The following is a 17,450-nucleotide window of genomic DNA, read 5'->3' on the forward strand; positions in this document are numbered from 1 at the left end:
GCTCAGCGCGCGGCCGCGACCGATTCGCCGGTGACGTCCTCGCGCTGCCCCTTGGCGAACCAGGTCGCGTGGTATGCCGCGACCATCCCCGCCAGCAGCGCCAGCACGATCCCGCCTGCCAGGACCGGATGGTCGGCCATCTCCACCGCCAGATAGCGGTAGGCCAGCAGTTGCGCGATCAGCAGCGTGGCCCCGCCTGCGACCAGACGCACCCGGAACGCGCCCCAGCCACGCGCGGGATCGCGCAACGCCGAGTCCACGGTCAGGCACAGCACCGCGCCCGCCACCAGGTCGACGCCGTAGTGGTAGCCGAAGCCGAGAGTCGCGACCAGCGTGGCCACCAGCCAGAACGTGCCACCCCAGCGCAGCACGCGCGGTGCGGGCGAGCCGTCGGCGTCTCGACGGCTGTGCAGGAACACCGCCAGCGCCCATGCCGTGTGCATCGACGGCACGCAGTTGCGCGGAGTCGCCTCGTCGAAGGGCATCGCCTCCGGACTGCGATCGATCGGCGGCACCATGTCCGGCCAGTAGTTGCCGACCTGGAATCCCTGCCCGTCCGCGCCGTAGGCGAACATCGGGCCGACGACCGGGAAGAACATGTAGATCAACGGACCGACCAGGCCGAGCACCAGGAAGGTGCGGACCAGATAGTGGGCAGGCCAGCGACCGGAATCGACCACCCGGCGCAACTGCCACGCCGCCACCACGATCGCGGCGACCGGCAGCTCGATGTAGACCCAGTGCAGCACCGCGTAGACCACCGGCCCCAGGGTGTCGAGCACGCGGCCCATCACCCAGGAGGGGTCGCCGAGGGCGTGGTCGGCCAGCACGACGTACTCGTCGAGGACCTCGGGCGAGGCCGCGACCGTGAGGCTCAGCCACACGTCGCCGACCTTGGTCGCCAGGATGAGCAGCGCGCCGAGTGCGGCCGCGTGCAAGGCATTGCGCCGTTCGATGCCGCGCCAGCGCAGCCAGGCGATCAGCGCGAGCGCGGTGAGGACGAGGACCGGACCGTTGCCGATCGTGGGCGGCTCACCGGCCGCCAGCCGCGCCCCCGCCGCCACCAGGTCGATGGCGACCGCCGCGCCCACCGCGATCAGCCTGCGCCGCAGGGAGATTCCGACCAGCGCCAGCAGCAGTCCGGCCCACGGCACCGACATCGACTTCGGGGTGCCCGCGTAGTCCTTCCACAGGCTCTCCAGCGGCCCCTCGAAACCGCCGCGCATCGCGACGAACTGCAAGGCGATCAACAGCAGCGGCACACCGGCGAGAACGATCCGCAGCCCGAGACGGGGCGGCAGCGTTCCCCGCGCCGCGTGTTCGTCTGTGGCATTCGGGTTCTCGAGTAGCACGTCGCCCATAGTAAACGGGCGGTGAACGGCGCATCGCCGGGCGACTGAACAACCGGCCACCGATGGGTGCGCCGGTCAGCGACCGGTCACGAACCGGTCACTGATCGAGTTCCTTCACCAGCGCGTCCACGACCGCCACCAGGTCACCCTGCGCGGCCGCGGCCACCTTGCGCTGACGTTGATAGGACGCGCCGCGCTTCGGGATCTCGGCCACGGCGGCGAGTTCGTCCGCGCAACCGAGCTTCTTCGCGGTCGGCTCCAGCCGGTTCAGCAGGTCCATCAGGTCGTCGGTCACCAGCCGTTCGTTGCTGTCGGCGTCGGTGATGACGATGGCGTCGAGCCCGTAACGCGCGGCCCGCCACTTGTTCTCCTGAACGTGCCAGGGCGGAAGGTTGATCAACTGCTCACCGTTCTCCACCCGTGCGTCCAGATCGACCACCAGGCAGTGGATGAGCGCGGCCAGAGCGGCCAGCTCCGCGCGCGAGGGGACGCCGTCGCAGATGCGGATCTCGATGGTGCCCCACTTGGGCGCGGGCCGGATGTCCCAGTGCAGCCCGCCGAGGTGGTCGAACACCCCGGTCTTCGTCGCGTCGTGCACGAAATGCTCGAACTGCCCCCAGTTCTCGAACTGGAACGGCAGGCCGGCCGTGGGCAGCTGCTGGAACATGAGTGTGCGATTGCTGGCGTAGCCGGTGTCCGCGCCCGCCCACATCGGCGAGGACGCCGACAGCGCCAGCAGATGCGGATAGGAGGTCAGCAGCGCGTTCAGGATCGGGAACACCTTCTCCCGATGCGAGACCCCGACGTGGACGTGGACGCCCCAGATCATCATCTGCCTGCCCCACCACTGGGTGCGCTCGATCAGCTCGTCGTAGTGCGGCGAGCGGGTCAGCTGCTGGGTGGACCACTGGGCGAAGGGATGGGTTCCCGCGCAGAACAGATCGACGCCGAGTCCGTCGGCGGCGCGGCGGACCTGGTTCATCGTCGAGCTGAGATCTTCGACCGCACCGCCCACCGTCTCGTGCACACCGGTGACGAGTTCGACGGTGTTGCGCAGCAGTTCTTTGGTGATCTGCGGGGTGCCGTCCCAGGCCCGCAGATCACCGACGGCGTCGAAGACCGCCGCGGCGGTATTGGACAGATCCCTGGTGACCTTGTCGACCAGCGCGATCTCCCACTCGATCCCGATGGTCGGCCGGGGGGAACCCCCGAACTCGATGTTCTGGACTACCCCGACCGACCCGGCCATCTCGATCCCCCGTCCGGCTACTGGACGACGCCGCAGGCAACCCTTCCGCCCGCATCGCCGGTGGCCAGCGTGGTGGCGTCCGGACCGGCGCCCCCTTCACGCTGGTATCGATCAGGAATGTTACCGAAGTTGTCGGCGCCCGCGTGGATGATCAGGGCCTTGTCCTTGATCTCGTCCAGGGTCACCGAGCTGGTGGTGGTGACCAGCTCCGCCGAGCCGTCCGCACGCACCTGCAGCGAGGTCAGGTCGCCGCTGGCCGGATGCGCGTTGTTGCCGCCGACCTGCAGGTGCCCGCCCGCGGAGAGGAAGTCGCCCGCCGGGCCGCCGGTCGGGGCCACCGAATTGGCCTCGCACTTGCCGACCTGATGCAGGTGCAGGCCGTGGAAGCCGGGCTGCAGACCGCGGGCCTCGACGGTGACCACGAGGTGGCCGCCCTCCTCGGCGAACGTCGCGGTGCCCACCGAGGAGCCCGAGGGGTCCTTCAGCTCGGCGGTCGCGCCTGCGGACTCGTGCGCACCGGAGTCCGTGCCGGTGCCGTGATCCTCGCCCGTACCCGTGCCCGCGGGCGCGGGAGCGCCGGTCCACACCGGAGGCGTCGTTCCCTTGACGTCGCTGGACTCCTGGCTGTTCGAGCAGGCGGCGAGGCCGAAGACCGCGACCGCAAGCACCGGGGTCACAGTCCGCCAGGACGGGCGACGAGTTGTGGACGAGGCCATCGGGGAACTCCTTTACGAGTACCGAGTTTACGAGTAAAGCTGGGTGGACACATTCCGTTACCGGTCACGATGATGCCACGCCCGCCACGCCGCTCGGTTGCGGGGCCGCGCGCCCGCGTGCCGGGGATCGCTCGACCCACGCCGCCCGCTCGGTCGCCTGCCGGAATCAGTTGCCCGTCAGGATCACGACCACGCCGGCCGCTCCGTTGCCGATACCGGGGGTCTTCGGGGCGACCGCGGCGCCGAGCTCGGCGGCGATGGCCTCGGCCGCCGCCTTCTCGCCCGGCGAATTCCCGTAGTACACAGTCGTTTCGGCGATCGTGTCGGCCGCGTAGTTGTCCGCCCTGACATTGGTCCAACCGCCTGCTGTCAGTTGATCGGCGGTGCGGCCGGCCAGGCCGACGACCAAGCTGTTGTTGAGCACCTGCACCGGCACCGAGCGGTCGATCGAGGGCACGGGCGACGCGGGAGGCGCTGCCAGCGGAGTCTCGGGGGCTTCGGTGGTGCTGCTCGCCACAGTGGTGGTCGCCGGGCTCGCGCCCTCGGTGGCGGCCGGCGCCGCGGTCGTCCTCGGCGCCGCGGTGGCGGGGGCCGAGGTCTGCGCGGAGGTCGCCGGTGCAGCGGATTCCTCGCCGTCGGAATCCGAACTCGACATCGACATCGCGCCCAGGCCGGCGAAGACGATGGCCAGCGCGATCAACACCATCGCCAGCGCGCGCAACGGCGGCCCGCCGGAGGTGGGATTGGGGTAGCTCACCGTGCCGACCCTAGTCGCTCCAGCCCCGCACGCGCCCGCATCGGGCCCGCGAAACGCGCGATTGCCGCCGAGCTCATACCTGGAAACCGAGACGGCGCGCCGCCCGTGCCTTCTGCCTGCTGGCGCGCAGCCTGCGCAGCCGCTTCACCAGCATCGGGTCGGCGGCCAGGGCCTCCGGCCGGTCCACCACGGCGTTGAGCACCTGGTAGTAGCGGGTCGGGGACATGCCGAACAGCTCCCGGATGGCCTCTTCCTTGGCTCCGGCGTATTTCCACCACTGCCGCTCGAAGGCCAGGATGTCGAGTTCGCGGCGGGACAGGCCGCTGGGATCGTCTCCGTCCGCGCCGCTGCCGCCGCCGGGTAGGTCGTTGCCGATCGCGGAAGGATTCCGAGCCGCTGCGCCGTCCATCTCGCTCCCTCGCCGAGTGATCTCCAGACGAAAAGTGGGTGCTCGTCCGTCGCGGTTCATTGAACCACGGTGACCGGGGGCACTCCGGGGCCGAACCTCGGCGTGTTGCTTACCGGCCGGTAGGTCCGCGCTCCTGGGCCTCCGGTCAGCCGCTGGTCAACCCGACACGGCGGGTACGCTTCCCGGTCATGGCAATCCTCCCCATCGTGATCGTCGGCGACCCGGTGCTACACAATCCGACCCGACCGGTCACCCAGTCCCCGGAGGAATTGGCGGGGCTGGTCGCGGACATGTACGAGACGATGGACGCCGCCAACGGCGTGGGTCTGGCCGCCAACCAGGTAGGAGTGTCGCTGCGCCTGTTCGTCTACGACTGCCCCGATCTCGGCGCGGACGGCGAGCCGGTGCGCAGGCGCGGCGCGGTGATCAACCCGGTGCTGGAGACCTCGGAGATCCCCGAGACCATGCCCGACCCGGACGACGACGTGGAGGGCTGCCTGTCGGTGCCCGGCGAGCAGTTCCCGACCGGCCGGGCGAACTGGGCCAGGGTCACCGGCACCGACGAGAACGGCGACCCGGTCGACCTCAGCGCCGAGGGCTTCTTCGCCAGGATGCTCCAGCACGAGGTCGGCCACCTCGACGGCTTCCTCTACGTGGACAAGCTGATCGGACGCCACGCCCGCTCGGCGAAGAAGACGATCAAGCGCAACGGCTGGGGCACGCCCGGGCTGACCTGGGTGCCCGGCGAGGTGCCCGATCCGTTCGGCCATGACGACTGAACCGGCGCCCACGCCCGAGATAACACCCGGCCGCCGGGTGGTGCTGCGCTATCGGCTGCCCGCGGGCAGTTCCCCGCCGCTGACCGATGTGATCGGTGAGGTGATCGCGCTCGACCCGCTGACCGTGCGCGACAGCGCGGGCGTCACCGTCACCGTCACCGCCGACCAGATCGTCGCGGTGCGCGCGGTGGGCCCTCGTCCGGTGCGCACCGGTGAGATCCGCGCGCTGGAAGCGGCCGCCGCCGACGCCTGGCCCGGCCTGGAATGCGAGATGATCGACGGCTGGCTGGCGCGCGCCGGCCACGGATACACCGATCGCGCGAATTCGGCTGTGCCGCTGGGCCTTCCCGGTCAGCCCGCACGGCTGGGCCGGGACGTGCTGCTTCGACTGAGCGAATGGTTCGCCGCCCGCGAGCTGCCACCGCGCCTGGTGCTGCCCGACCGGCTGGCTCCCGCGCCGCCGGGCTGGCACACCTGGGGCGAGACCCTGGTGCTCGGCCTCGACATCGACAACTTCGTGCTCCCGCAGGGCCCGTCGATGGTGCGCGTCGCGTCCGAACCCGACGAGGCCTGGCTGCAGATGCACGCCCTGCGCGGGGAGGCGCCGTCCGAGCAGCCGGTCGCCCCGCCCGATCGCGGCGTGCTCACCGCGGTCCGCGACGGCACGCTCGGCTTCGCCTCGCTGGGGCTGCCCCGCCCCATCGCGATCGCCCGCGGCGCGCTGACCACCGCCCCCGACGGCCGTCGCTGGGTCGGCCTGACCTGTGTCTCGGTCGCCGCCGAGCACCGCAGGCACGGCCTGGCCGTGCTGGTGAACGCGGAGCTGATCCGCTGGGGTCGCGATCGCGGCGCGACCCACGCCTACGTCCAGGTCGCCGCGAACAACGCCGGCGCGCTCGCGCTCTACCGCGATCTCGGCTTCGTCGACCACCACTACTACCGCTACGCCGCCCCGGCGTCGTGACCCCGGCACCACCGGCGGTGAGGAAGGCTCTTCTCGTGCGACTGGCGACCTGGAACGTCAACTCGATCCGTTCCCGCGTGGACCGGGTGACCGCCTGGCTCGACGAGCACGACGTCGACGTGCTGGCCATGCAGGAAACCAAGTGCCGCGACGACCAGTTCCCGTTCGAGCGCTTCGAGGCGCTCGGCTACGAGGTCGCCCATCTCGGCGTCAACCAGTGGAACGGCGTGGCCATCGCCTCCCGCGTCGGCCTCGACGACGTGGCGACCGCCTTCCCCGGCCAGCCCGGCTTCGACAAGGAAGCCGGGAACTCCCTGCTGCCCAGCCCGGTGGTGGAGTCGCGCGCGCTGGCGGCCACCTGCGGCGGGGTGCGGGTATGGAGCCTGTACGTGCCCAACGGCCGCGCCCTCGGCGATCCGCACTACATCTACAAGCTGGAGTGGCTGTCGGTGCTGCGCGACAATGCCGAGCGCTGGCTGACCGAGCATCCGGAGGCCAGGATCGCCCTGGTCGGCGACTGGAACATCGCGCCCACCGACGACGATGTGTGGTCGCCGGAGTTCTTCGAGGGCAAGACGCACACCTCCGGCCCCGAGCGCGACGCCTTCACCGCCGTCCTGGACACCGGATTCACCGATGTGATGCGCCCGTTCGCCCCAGGCCCCGGCGTCTACACCTACTGGGACTACACCCAGCTGCGCTTCCCTCGAAAGGAAGGGATGCGCATCGATTTCCTGCTGGCCTCGCCCGCGCTGGCCGCGACCGTCGTCGACGCCGGTGTCGATCGGGAAGCCAGGAAGGGCAAGGGCGCCAGCGACCACGCGCCGGTGATCGCCGAATTCGACATCCCGCGCGATCTCGACATCCCGGGCCGTACCGCCCCCTGACCGGGGCTCGCACGCCGAGATCGCTTGCGGCCGAACCTCTCGGACCGCCTGCCAGGGCGTTTGTCGTCGGGTAGCCAACGCCCATGTGGCTGGCTATGCTTTGGCCCGATTGATGCTTGTCGGGGCGCGTATTTCGATCGACTCGGCGACGCAGAAGGGGAGCTGCGGCAGCATGGTCGAATCCCCGTGAGCGTGAAAGTGCAGGGCGTGTCAGATTCATCGAATCCGTCGGCAGACGAACAGACGGTTCCCGGGCGAGCGGCCCTCGCAGTGGTTCCGGTCCTGAGTATCGCCGTCACCGCCGGATCGGCCGTCGCGGCCTACCTGCTCACCACGGACTCGGTCCGCCTACCGCTCACCATCGGTATCGGCGTCGTCGGCGCGCTGCTGACGGCCGCGCTGTTCGCCGCCTTCTGGTTCCGCCGCAAGGCCGCCGCGAACGCGCGGGCCGTCGCCGCCGCCGAGGCCCGCGCCGCCGAGGCCGAGCATCGCCGGCAGGAGGCCGATATTCGCTGCGCGGCAATGGAATCCATGGTTGCCGACGAGCGCGCCGCCACCTCGCGGGCGATCGACGTGGCCCGCCGCGACGAGAACCGCAGGACCGCCGCGCTGGCCGCCTTCGCAGGCGCCGCGGGCCGCATCCAGGCGATGACCACCAGCATGCTCGCCGAACTGCGCGAGATGGAACACCGCCACGAAGACCCCAAGGTGCTGGCCGATCTGCTGCTGCTCGATCACCGCACCGCGCAGGCCGGGCGGCTGGCCGACTCCATCGCGGTGCTCAGCGGCGCGCGCTCGGGCAGGCGCTGGGCCAAGCCGATCAGCATGGAGTCGATCCTGCGCGGCGCGATGGGCCGGGTCGCCGGCTACCAGCGGGTGCGACTGCGGGCGATCGCCGAGATCGCCGTCGCCGGGCATGCCGCCGAGGGCGTGATGCACGCGCTGGCCGAACTGCTCGACAACGCCTGCAACTTCTCCCCGCCCACCACCGAGGTGCACGTCTACGCCGCCGAGGTGCCCGCGGGCGTGATCGTCACCATCGAGGACAGCGGCCTGGTGATGGGCGAATCGGCGCTGCGCCGTGCCGAACTCGCGGTGTCGAGCGGGCGCGACGGCAACACCCAGGCCGAAGCCGACCTCGCCGCCCTCACCGGCACCCGCCTCGGCCTGGCCGTGGTCGGCCACCTCGCCCGCAAGCACGGCCTCACCGTCTCCTACCGCCCGTCGGCCATCGGCGGCACCGCGGTGGTCGTGGTGGTCCCGCGCGAACTCATCGCCCAGCTCGACAACGCCCATACGCCCACCACGGTTCGGGCTCAGCTCACCCCGCCCATCGCCGTCGCGCCCGCGCCGGATGCGCGCCGGGAGCCCGCACCCGTGCGGCTGCTCGGCGACGACGCGCCGCTGCCCAAGCGCAAGCGCGGTCAGACCCTGGCCGAGGCCCATCCCGAGGGGCTCGTCGAGAAGCGCACCCCCGGTTCGGCCACCCTGCGGGCCGCGCAGGAGCCGACCTCGCCGCCCACGCGACCGGCCGCACTGGGCGCCTTCCAACGGGCGTTCGCCGGGCGTGACGCCCAGGATCACGTCCCCCCGTCCCCGCCCGTCGCCCTGGAGAACGATCGATGACCTCTTCGACCACCCCCGCCGAGCTCGGATGGCTGCTCGAGCAGTTGCTACAGCGCACCCCGCAGACCCGGCACGCGCTGCTGCTGTCCGGTGACGGCCTGAAAATCTGCCACACCCCGGAACTGACCATCGACAAGGCCGACCAGCTGGCCGCCATCGCCGCGGGCATCCAGTCCCTCGCGCACGGCGCCTCCGCCGAGTTCGGCGACGGCAGAAGCGGTGTGCGCCAGTCGATGACCGAGTTCTACGGCGGCATCCTGTTCATCGTCGAAGCCGGCCTCGGCGCGCACCTGGCCGTGCTCGCCGACGAGGACGCCGACGCGGGCCTGATCGGGCACAACATGCGCGAACTCGTCGAGCAGCTCGGTGACCAGCTCACCGCCGCGCCGCGGGTGGCTGCGCCACGGGCCGCCGGGGCGAGCCGGTCGTGAGCAGACCCAGACCGGGACGCGACGACAGCCCCGACCGGCTGTACACGCTCACCGGTGGCCGCAGCCAGCCCGACACGGACGCTTTCGATCTGGTGACCCTGGTGGTCAGCGAATCCGAGCCCGCGCCGGGCATGCCCTCCGAGCACGCGGCGATCCTGCGCATCTGCCGCTCCCCCACCTCGGTGGTGGAGATCGCGGCCGAGCTGCGGCTGCCGGTCGGCATCACCACGGTGCTGCTCTCCGACCTGCTTGCGGCGGGCAAGATCACCGTGCGTCATCCACGAGCCGGGCGCTTCGGCGACCACCTGGTTCTCGACTCCACCACCCTCGAGAAGGTGCTTGTTGGACTCCGCAGTCTCTAACACATCGATCGCGACGGCCGCGCCCCTGCGCTCCGACGCACCACTGCTCGGCACCGCGAGCCAGGGCCTGAAGATCGTCATCGTCGGCGGATTCGGCGTGGGCAAGACCACCATGGTCCGTTCGGTCAGCGAGATCCGTCCACTGGACACCGAGGCCACCATGACCGACGCGGGCGTGGGCATCGACGACCTCACCGGCGCGCCGGGCAAATCGACGACCACGGTCGCCTTCGACTTCGGCCGCATCACCATCGATTCCGAGAACGTGCTCTATCTGTTCGGCGCACCGGGCCAGCAACGCTTCTGGTTTCTGTGGGACCGGCTGTTCAGCGGCGCGCTCGGCGCGATCGTGCTCGTGGATCGCCGCCGGATCTCCGACTCCTGGTACGCCATCGACCGGCTGGAGAGCCAGGGCACCGCGTTCGTGGTGGCCTGCAACAACTTCGGCGGCGGCCCGCACCAGCTCGACGACGTGCGCGACGCGCTCGACCTGGATCCCGGAGTACCGCTGCTGGATTGCGATGCCCGCTCGCGCGAGTCGTCCAAGCAGGTCCTGGTGACGCTGGTCGAGCAGCTCTACACACGCGCGCAGGCGAACGCAGCAGGCGCGCAGGCGATCGGAGATCGGTTGTGAGTTCCGCCGAGCAGGCCACCGCCCGAGCGGGCGGGTGCCCCGCGCATCCGGGCGCGGTGCCGTTGGACGGCCCCGAGTTCCTCTCCGATCCCTACGGCCTCTACGCCCGTGTCCGTCGCGAGTGCGGCCCGGTGGTGCCGGTGGAACTCTACGGCGGGTTTCCGGCCTGGCTGGTGATCGGCTACCGCGAATTGCACCAGGTGACCAGCGATTCCGAGCTGTTCAACCGCAAGTCCGACAGCTGGAACCAGTGGCCGAACGTCCCCGAGGACTGGCCGCTGCGTCCGATGGTCGGAATGCCGGTCCCCTCGATCTACTACACCGTGGGCGCCGAGCACCGGCGCCATTCGGAGATGGTGGAAGCCGCGCTGGACGGGGTGGACCCGTTCGCCCTGCGCCGCACCGTCGAGGACATCGCCGACCGGTTGATCGATTCGTTCTGCGGCCGTGGCCGGGCCGATCTGGTGTCCGAATACGCCGAACCCCTTCCGCTGCTCGCGCTGGCCTCGGCGCTCGGCTTCGCCTCCGAGGACGGTTCGCTGCTGGCCTGGACGATGCGCACGCTGTCCATGGGCGGCGCGGACGCCCAGGCGGCCCACGTGCGCTTCTACGAGCTGATGGCGCGGCTGCTCGCGCAAGCCAAGACCCGTGGCGGCGACGACATCGTCACCCGCATGCTGAACTTCCCCGCGCCGTTCACCGACGAGGAATACATCCACAATCTGATGGCCATCACGGCGGCGGGCTATCTGCCCACCTCCGACTGGCTGGTGAACTCGGTGCGCCTGATGCTCGTCGACGACCGGTTCGCCGCCGCGCTCGGCGGCGGCAGGCACAGCATCGGCCAGGCCATGAACGAGGTGCTGTGGGAGGAAGCGCCGACCCAGATCCTGGCCGGCCGCTGGGCCACCCGCGACACCAGGCTCGGCAACCAGGTCATCCGGGCCGGCGACATGCTGCTGCTCGGACTCGGGGCCGCCAATTCCGATCCGCACGTGCGCCAGCACCTCGGCGACGGACCCGAACCGGCGCAGGCGGGCAACAGCGCGCACTTCGCCTTCAGCCACGGAGAATTCCGCTGCCCGTTCCCGGCGCAGCAGATCGCCGAGGTCATCTCACGGACCGGCATCGAAGTGCTGCTCGACCGTCTGCCCGACATCGATCTCGCCGTCCCCGAGCACGAGCTGGTCCGCAAGCCCAACCCGTGGCTGCGTGGTCTGAGCAGTGTGCCCGTCCGCTACACACCGGTTCCCGTTGTCGGAGGTTTCTAAGTGAGTTGCCCGCACACAGACCCAGATCATGCCGACCGTGACAGTTCGGACACCATCGTCATCGACCCGATGATCTCGGATCTGGCGGGCGAGACCAGCCTGCTGCGCGAGTCGGGCCCGCTGGCGAAGATCGAACTGCTCGGCGTGCCCGCCTACACCGTCACCCGGCACACGCTGGCCAGGCAACTGCTCACCGACCCCAGGCTGGTCAAGGACATCAACTCCTGGTCGCTGTGGACCTCCGGCGCGGTCACCAGGCAGTGGCCGCTGATCGGCATGATCGACGTGGACCGCTCGATGTTCAGCGTGGACGGCACCGAGCACCGCAGGCTGCGGATCAAGACCACCCAGGCGCTGACCCGCCGTCGCCTCGACGCGCTGAAGCCCCGCATCGAGCAGTACGTCGCCGAACTGCTCGGCGATCTGGAGCGCGCCGCCGCCGACGGCGAGGCCGTCGATCTGAAGGAGACCTTCGCCTACCCGCTGCCCATGCGGGTGATCGGCGATCTGATGGGCGTGCCGAGCGACGACCAGAAGATGCTGCTCGACTGGTACAAGGCGTTCTTCTCGATCATGACCCCGCAGGACGAGCGCCTGAAGGTGATCGACCTGATGGACGAGTACTTCACCGCGATGGTGCGCCGCAAGACCGCCGAGCCGGGCGACGATCTCACCTCCGCGCTGATCTACTCCACCGACGAGGAAACCCCGCTCACCGAGGAGGAGGTGATCGGCAACCTCAAGGCGCTGGTCGCCGCCGGTCACGAGACCACCGTCAACCTGATCCTGGCCACGGTGCGCGCGCTGCTCACCAACCCGGACCAGCTGGCGCTCGTGCGCTCGGGCGAGGTGTCCTGGGAGACCGCCATCGAGGAGACGCTGCGCTTCGACGGCCCGGTCATCCACTTGCTCATGCGCTTCGCCACCGAGGACATCGATCTCGGCGACGCGGTCATCCCGCAGGGCTCCGGCGTGGTCATCTCCTACCGCGCGATCGGCCGCGACACCGAAGTACACGGCGAGGACGCGGACACCTTCGACATCACCCGCGCGACCGCCGCCCGGCACATCTCCTTCGGCCACGGCCCGCACATCTGCCCCGGCGCGGCTCTGGCCAGGTTGGAGGCCGGTATCGCGGTGCCCGCGCTGTTCGAGCGGTTCCCCGGCCTGCGCCTGGCGGTGCCGGTCGAGCAGATCGTGAACATGCCGGTGCTCACCCAGAACGATCTCGCCCAGTTCCCGGTGCACCTGAGCGCCTGACCCACCGCGGTTCGTTTCCGGCCGGGCGGACGATGACGTTTCGCTCAGCCGGAATACAACCCATCCGCGCAGGTCAGCGGCTCTCCCGCGGCTCCGCGCGCCCAGCGGTCGGCGGGTGCGAACCTACTGTCGACGCGTCAGTCCCGGTGCCTCGCACCGGTCCCCGCGTCTTCGAGGGAGTTCGCGCATGACCGCCTCCACCAGCACGTCCGCCTCCGCGCTCGGCGCGGTGATCGCCGCCAACCACGACGCGGTGACCGCCGACGCGTCCCAGGCCGCCGTCGTCTTCAAGACATCCGCCACCGCGCACGACGCCGTGGCCAGCACCGTGACCGCGCGCCGCTTCCAGATCGAGGTGGACGAGCCGCCCGCGCTCGGCGGCGCCGACACCGCGGCCAACCCGGTCGAGTACTACCTGGCCTCGCTGCTGTCCTGCCAGGTGGTCACCTGGCGAGTGTGGGCGGACAAGCTCGGCATCGCGGTCGAGGACATCCGCGCGACCGCCGAGGGCGATCTGGACGTGCGCGGCTTCTTCGGTTTCGACGACGCGGTGCGCCCCGGCTTCGGTGCGGTGCGGGTGCGGGTCGAGATCACCGGCCCGGAGTCGCGGGAGCGCTACCTCGAACTCCAGCAGGCTGTGGACGCGCACTGCCCCGTGCTCGATCTCACCCGCAATGTGACCCCTGTGGTCACGACCCTGGTCACCCTCGGGGTCTGAACACCATCGGTCGACAGGTGACCGATCTCACCCGCGGTGAGCAACGTGGTCAGCATCACGGAGTAACCGGATTCTGTTCGGACGACCGTACGGTTTACCGTGCGAGGAAACGTTTCTTCGGATGGGGAGTTCGCGTCGATGCTGACCACTCTCGCTCGGTTCGCCACCACGCGGCCGCGCGTCGTACTCGCGGCCGCGCTGCTGGTGATGCTGGCCTGCGGTGCCTTCGGCGCGAGCGCGGCGAGCCATATGAAGGCGGGCGGGTTCGTCACCGGAGAGCTGGAATCGGTCCGCTCCGGGGAGTTCCTCAGCGAGCACTTCCCCGGTGGCGCAACCAATTACATCCTGCTGGTCACCGCTCCCGAAGGCGCCGACTCGCCGGCCGCCAGGGCCGCGGGTGAGAAAGCGGTCGCCCAGCTCACGCAGTTCGACGAGGTCAGCGGCGTGCAGTCGTACTGGACGACGCGCGCCGACCTGGCCCCCGCGCTGCGCAGCAAGGACGGCAAGAGCGCCCTGGTGATCGCCTATGTCGCGGGCGACGACTCCGAACTCACCGAGCGCGCCGACCGCATCAGCCAGCAGGTGCAGACCAGCGAGAACGGTGTCACCGTCCGCGCGGGCGGTCTCGGCGCGGCTTTCGCCGACATGAACACCCAGATCAGCAAGGACCTGATCGTCGCCGAGGCCATCGCCATCCCGCTGACCGGACTGCTGCTGGTGCTGGTGTTCGGCAGCGTCGTCGCGGCCGCGATGCCGGTGGCCATCGGCCTGTTCGCGGTCGTCGCCGCGCTCGGCATCCTGCGCACCCTCACCGTCGTCACCGACGTATCGATCTACGCGCTGAACATGACGACCGCGCTCGGTCTCGCGCTGGCCATCGACTACAGCCTGTTCATCGTCAGTCGCTACCGCGAGGAGCTGGCCCGCGGCCTGGACCCGGCCGCCGCCGTCGTCCGTTCGGTGCAGACCGCGGGTCGCACGGTCGTCTACTCCGCCCTGGTCGTCGCGCTCTCGCTGGCGGCGCTGGCGGTGTTCCCGCAGTACTTCTTCAAGTCCTTCGCCTACGCGGGTGTCGCCGTGGTCTGCGCGGCCGCCGCCGCGGCGGTGATCGTGCTGCCCGCCATGCTGGTGCTGCTCGGTGACCGGGTCAACGCCTGGGACCTGCGCGCGGGCGTCCGCAGGCTGCTCGGCAGGCCCGAACCCGTGCCGGTCCCCGCCGACCGCAGCTTCTGGTACCGCTGGGTCATCGCGGTGATGCGCCGCGCGATCCCCGTCGCCCTGCTGACCACCGTGCTGCTGCTCCTGGTCGGCTCCCCGTTCCTGGGCGCGCAGTTCGGCTACCCGGACGATCGCGCGCTGTCCGACGCGCCGAGCCGGGAAGTCGGCGACGAACTGCGCGCGAACTTCCAGGCCGACATGGCCACCAGCATCCTGATCGCGCTGCCGGAGTTCGAGGGCGGGGTCTCCGAGATCGGCGACTACGCCGCCGCCCTGTCCAAGGTCCCCGACGTGCCCGCCGTGCTCTCCGGCGCCGGGGTCTACCTCGACGGCCTGAAAGTGGCCCCGCCCCTGCCCGGCATGATCTCCGACGCCGGCGCGTTCGTCTCCGTCGGCACGCGCATCGACCCCTATTCCGGCGCGGGCAAGGACCAGCTCGCCCAGCTGCGCGAGGTCCCCGCACCCGGCGAGACCTTGTTCGGCGGCCCCGGCGCCCTGAACCAGGACTCCCTCACCGCCATCGGCGAACGCCTCCCGCTGGCCGCCGTCCTGATCGCGGTCACCACGCTGGTGCTGCTGTTCCTGTTCACCGGCAGCCTGCTGCTGCCGATCAAGGCGCTGGCCCTGAACATGCTGTCCCTGGCGGCCACCTTCGGCGCGATGGTGTGGGTCTTCCAGGAAGGCCACCTGTCCGGTCTGCTCGGCTTCACCCCGACCGGCAACCTCGACCTGTCCATGCCGATCCTGATGTTCAGCATCGCCTTCGGCGCCTCGATGGACTACGAGGTGTTCCTGCTCTCCCGCATCAGGGAGGAATGGCTGGCCGGTCCGAAGACCGCCGAGGGCAACACCCATGCCGTCGCCATGGGCGTGGCCCGCACCGGCCGCATCTTCACCGCCGCCGCCCTGCTCATGAGCATCGTCTTCTTCGCGGTCGCCACCTCCGGCGTGACGGCCATGAAGTTGTTCGGCATCGGCTGCGCGCTGGCCGTCCTCAGCGATGCCACGGTGATCCGCGGTCTGCTCGCGCCCGCCCTCATGCGCCTGCTCGGCACCGCCAACTGGTGGGCGCCCAGGCCGCTGGCCGCCCTGCACGCGCGTTTCGGCCTGCACGAGGCCGAGGAACACCCGGCATTCGAGGTCGAAGCCCGAAAGCGGGAAGCTGTTTCGCTCGGCAAATGACACCGCCCCCGTCGGGCGGCCGGTGCGCGACCGACGACATCTGCCGGCGTCACGAGCAGTCCGCGTGAGGACGGCGTGCGGTGCGCCGCAATGCGCGATCGGCGCGACATCCTCGTGCCGTGGTGGACGCCGGGCGCTCAGCGCCGGGCCGCCACCCGCCCGGTGTAGACCACACCGACGAACTCCGTGAGATCGTCGATCAACGCCTGTGCGGCCCAGCTGTTCACGTCACCGCCCGGCTCGCCGCCTCGCCCCCCGTGGGAGAACGCCCCGACGGCGCCCGTAGCACCGCCCCATTCGGCAGGCCAGTCGGCGGCCGAACCGGAGTGTTCCTCCGCCTGATGCCGCGACCAGTCGGCGACCAACTCGAACATCCCGCCGATGGTCGCCATCGCGACCGCGAATCTGCGACGGCTCGCGCGCTCCCCGGCCTCGGGTTCGGCCGGCCACTGTGTGTCCAGGAACGCCGCGGCCCAGCGCCGGTGCGTGCGCCGCTGCCGCCGCACCGTCGAGGGCACCTCGGCGACCTCCCCGAACGCCACCCGCACCAGGCGGGGATCCTCGGCGAGGGTGTGCACGAACGCCGCCACGATCGCCGGTCCGCGCTCACCGAACGGCCGGTCGGCCTGCCGCAGGGCCGTCGTGCTCACCCGGTCCCTGATCCGCGCGGCGAACTCGTCGAGCAGCGCCTCGTAGCACTGGGTCACCCCGTCGAACCTGGCGTCGAAATCCGATGGCGCGAGCCCCGCCCGCGCACAGACCTGTTCCCGGGTTGTCCGCGAGAATCCCTGTTCGGCCAGCACTTCCAGGGCGGCGGCGAGCAGCGCTCGACGCCGATCGTCTGCCGCAGGGCCCCCGGGCCGCGCGGCGGAATCGTCGCCGGTCACGAAGATCAACAATAGCGCCGGCGCGGACGATGAATTCCGCCGCCGCGGATCGTCGGTACTGGAAAGACCCCACCAGCACGGACAGGAGTACCGCCATGCAGAAGATCGTCACCAATCTCTGGTACGACGGCAATGCCGAAGAAGCCGCGAACTTCTACTGTTCGCTCATCCCCAACTCCCGCATCACCGGCATCACCCGCTACAGCGAGTCCGGCATGGGCGAACCGGGCGCGGTGATGACGGTGGATTTCGAACTCGACGGCCAGCGCTTGACCGCCATCAACGGCGGCGGCGAATTCCACTACACCCACGCCATGTCCCTGCTGATCAACTGCGCCGACCAGCAGGAGGTCGACCGTCTGTGGGAGGCCCTGCTCGCGGGCGGCGGCAAGGAGATCGAGTGCGGCTGGGTCACCGACCGCTACGGCGTGCACTGGCAGGTCTGGCCCGCCGCGGCCGACGCCCTGATGACCGGTGATCCGGCCGCCGTCGACCGCGCCACCAAGGCCATGCTCGGCATGAAGAAGATCGACCTGAAGACCATGCAGGACGCCTATAACGGCTGATCGACGTCAGCGGCTGTTCCTTCTGGGCGGAATTGTTCGTTCCCCGGGCAGACCGGGCACGACGACAGGTAGGGTCGTGCCCGGACGAACTCGTCACCACAATTCCATCACCAACGGGGGCTCGCACCAGCGGGCTGAGAGGACGGCTAGCCCGATCGCGGGCGGTCAGGGCCGTCGACCGT

18 protein-coding genes are annotated in these 17,450 nt (G+C 70.4%); 12 read left to right on the forward strand and 6 right to left on the reverse strand.

Annotated features, from left to right (window positions below):
• Positions 1-2: 2 nt before the first annotated feature.
• The 5 genes from NS3_RS00330 to napA form a co-directional block, all read right to left on the reverse strand.
• Complete coding sequence (locus tag NS3_RS00330; RefSeq protein ID WP_067852102.1) at positions 3-1,361, reverse strand: phosphatase PAP2 family protein; 1,359 nt, start codon at positions 1,359-1,361, stop codon at positions 3-5.
• 88 nt (positions 1,362-1,449) lie between these two features.
• Complete coding sequence (locus NS3_RS00335) at positions 1,450-2,601, reverse strand: glutamate--cysteine ligase (RefSeq protein WP_067852104.1); 1,152 nt, start codon at positions 2,599-2,601, stop codon at positions 1,450-1,452.
• Positions 2,602-2,618: 17 nt separating this feature from the next.
• Positions 2,619-3,317, reverse strand: a complete 699-nt coding sequence (gene sodC / locus NS3_RS00340; protein WP_067852106.1) for a superoxide dismutase[Cu-Zn] — start codon at positions 3,315-3,317, stop codon at positions 2,619-2,621.
• A 166-nt stretch (positions 3,318-3,483) separates the two neighbouring features.
• Positions 3,484-4,074, reverse strand: coding sequence for a LytR C-terminal domain-containing protein (locus NS3_RS00345; protein WP_067852108.1), 591 nt, complete (start codon positions 4,072-4,074; stop codon positions 3,484-3,486).
• Positions 4,075-4,147: 73 nt separating this feature from the next.
• Positions 4,148-4,483 carry a nucleoid-associated protein NapA gene (napA, locus tag NS3_RS00350; protein WP_067852111.1) on the reverse strand — a complete coding sequence of 112 codons (336 nt, stop codon included), beginning with the start codon at positions 4,481-4,483 and terminating at the stop codon, positions 4,148-4,150.
• Between the two features lie 188 nt (positions 4,484-4,671).
• Between napA and NS3_RS00355 the strand changes: the two genes are divergently transcribed.
• The 11 genes from NS3_RS00355 (at position 4,672) to NS3_RS00405 (ending at position 15,815) form a co-directional block, all read left to right on the forward strand.
• Entirely contained in the window at positions 4,672-5,262 is a 591-nt protein-coding gene (locus tag NS3_RS00355) for a peptide deformylase (protein WP_067852113.1), read from the forward strand.
• On the forward strand, positions 5,252-6,226 hold the full coding sequence (locus NS3_RS00360; protein ID WP_067852115.1) for an N-acetylglutamate synthase, CG3035 family: 975 nt from the start codon (positions 5,252-5,254) through the stop codon (positions 6,224-6,226). Before NS3_RS00355 ends, NS3_RS00360 begins: the two co-directional genes overlap by 11 nt.
• A gap of 35 nt (positions 6,227-6,261) precedes the next feature.
• Entirely contained in the window at positions 6,262-7,113 is an 852-nt protein-coding gene (locus tag NS3_RS00365) for an exodeoxyribonuclease III (RefSeq protein ID WP_067852117.1), read from the forward strand.
• A gap of 207 nt (positions 7,114-7,320) precedes the next feature.
• Entirely contained in the window at positions 7,321-8,739 is a 1,419-nt protein-coding gene (locus NS3_RS00370; RefSeq protein WP_218018174.1) for a sensor histidine kinase, read from the forward strand.
• Positions 8,736-9,170: a roadblock/LC7 domain-containing protein gene (locus NS3_RS00375; RefSeq protein ID WP_067852121.1), complete on the forward strand. Its 435-nt coding sequence runs from the start codon at positions 8,736-8,738 to the stop codon at positions 9,168-9,170. The genes NS3_RS00370 and NS3_RS00375 overlap by 4 nt, the downstream gene beginning before the upstream one ends.
• On the forward strand, positions 9,167-9,532 hold the full coding sequence (locus NS3_RS00380) for a DUF742 domain-containing protein (protein ID WP_067852123.1): 366 nt from the start codon (positions 9,167-9,169) through the stop codon (positions 9,530-9,532). Before NS3_RS00375 ends, NS3_RS00380 begins: the two co-directional genes overlap by 4 nt.
• Positions 9,533-9,575: 43 nt before the next feature.
• The gene (locus tag NS3_RS00385; protein ID WP_245649427.1) at positions 9,576-10,166 is read left to right on the forward strand and encodes a GTP-binding protein; all 591 of its coding nucleotides are present in this window, start codon (positions 9,576-9,578) and stop codon (positions 10,164-10,166) included.
• Positions 10,163-11,437, forward strand: coding sequence for a cytochrome P450 family protein (locus NS3_RS00390; protein ID WP_067852127.1), 1,275 nt, complete (start codon positions 10,163-10,165; stop codon positions 11,435-11,437). The genes NS3_RS00385 and NS3_RS00390 overlap by 4 nt, the downstream gene beginning before the upstream one ends.
• Positions 11,438-11,506: 69 nt before the next feature.
• The gene (locus NS3_RS00395) at positions 11,507-12,697 is read left to right on the forward strand and encodes a cytochrome P450 family protein (RefSeq protein ID WP_157101116.1); all 1,191 of its coding nucleotides are present in this window, start codon (positions 11,507-11,509) and stop codon (positions 12,695-12,697) included.
• A gap of 187 nt (positions 12,698-12,884) precedes the next feature.
• Positions 12,885-13,415 (forward strand): OsmC family protein, encoded by a 531-nt coding sequence (locus NS3_RS00400; RefSeq protein WP_067852131.1) that lies wholly within the window; start codon positions 12,885-12,887, stop codon positions 13,413-13,415.
• A 138-nt stretch (positions 13,416-13,553) separates the two neighbouring features.
• A complete protein-coding gene (locus tag NS3_RS00405) occupies positions 13,554-15,815 on the forward strand; it encodes an MMPL family transporter (RefSeq protein WP_067852133.1) in 2,262 nt (753 codons plus the stop codon).
• Positions 15,816-15,952: 137 nt separating this feature from the next.
• Here the strand turns inward: NS3_RS00405 and NS3_RS00410 are convergent, their stop codons facing one another.
• Entirely contained in the window at positions 15,953-16,702 is a 750-nt protein-coding gene (locus NS3_RS00410; RefSeq protein ID WP_169811572.1) for a TetR/AcrR family transcriptional regulator, read from the reverse strand.
• A gap of 95 nt (positions 16,703-16,797) precedes the next feature.
• Between NS3_RS00410 and NS3_RS00415 the strand changes: the two genes are divergently transcribed.
• Positions 16,798-17,268 carry a VOC family protein gene (locus NS3_RS00415; RefSeq protein WP_067852709.1) on the forward strand — a complete coding sequence of 157 codons (471 nt, stop codon included), beginning with the start codon at positions 16,798-16,800 and terminating at the stop codon, positions 17,266-17,268.
• Positions 17,269-17,450 lie beyond the last annotated feature (182 nt).

This window comes from Nocardia shimofusensis NBRC 100134, from assembly GCF_001613125.1.
Taxonomy (GTDB): domain Bacteria; phylum Actinomycetota; class Actinomycetes; order Mycobacteriales; family Mycobacteriaceae; genus Nocardia; species Nocardia shimofusensis.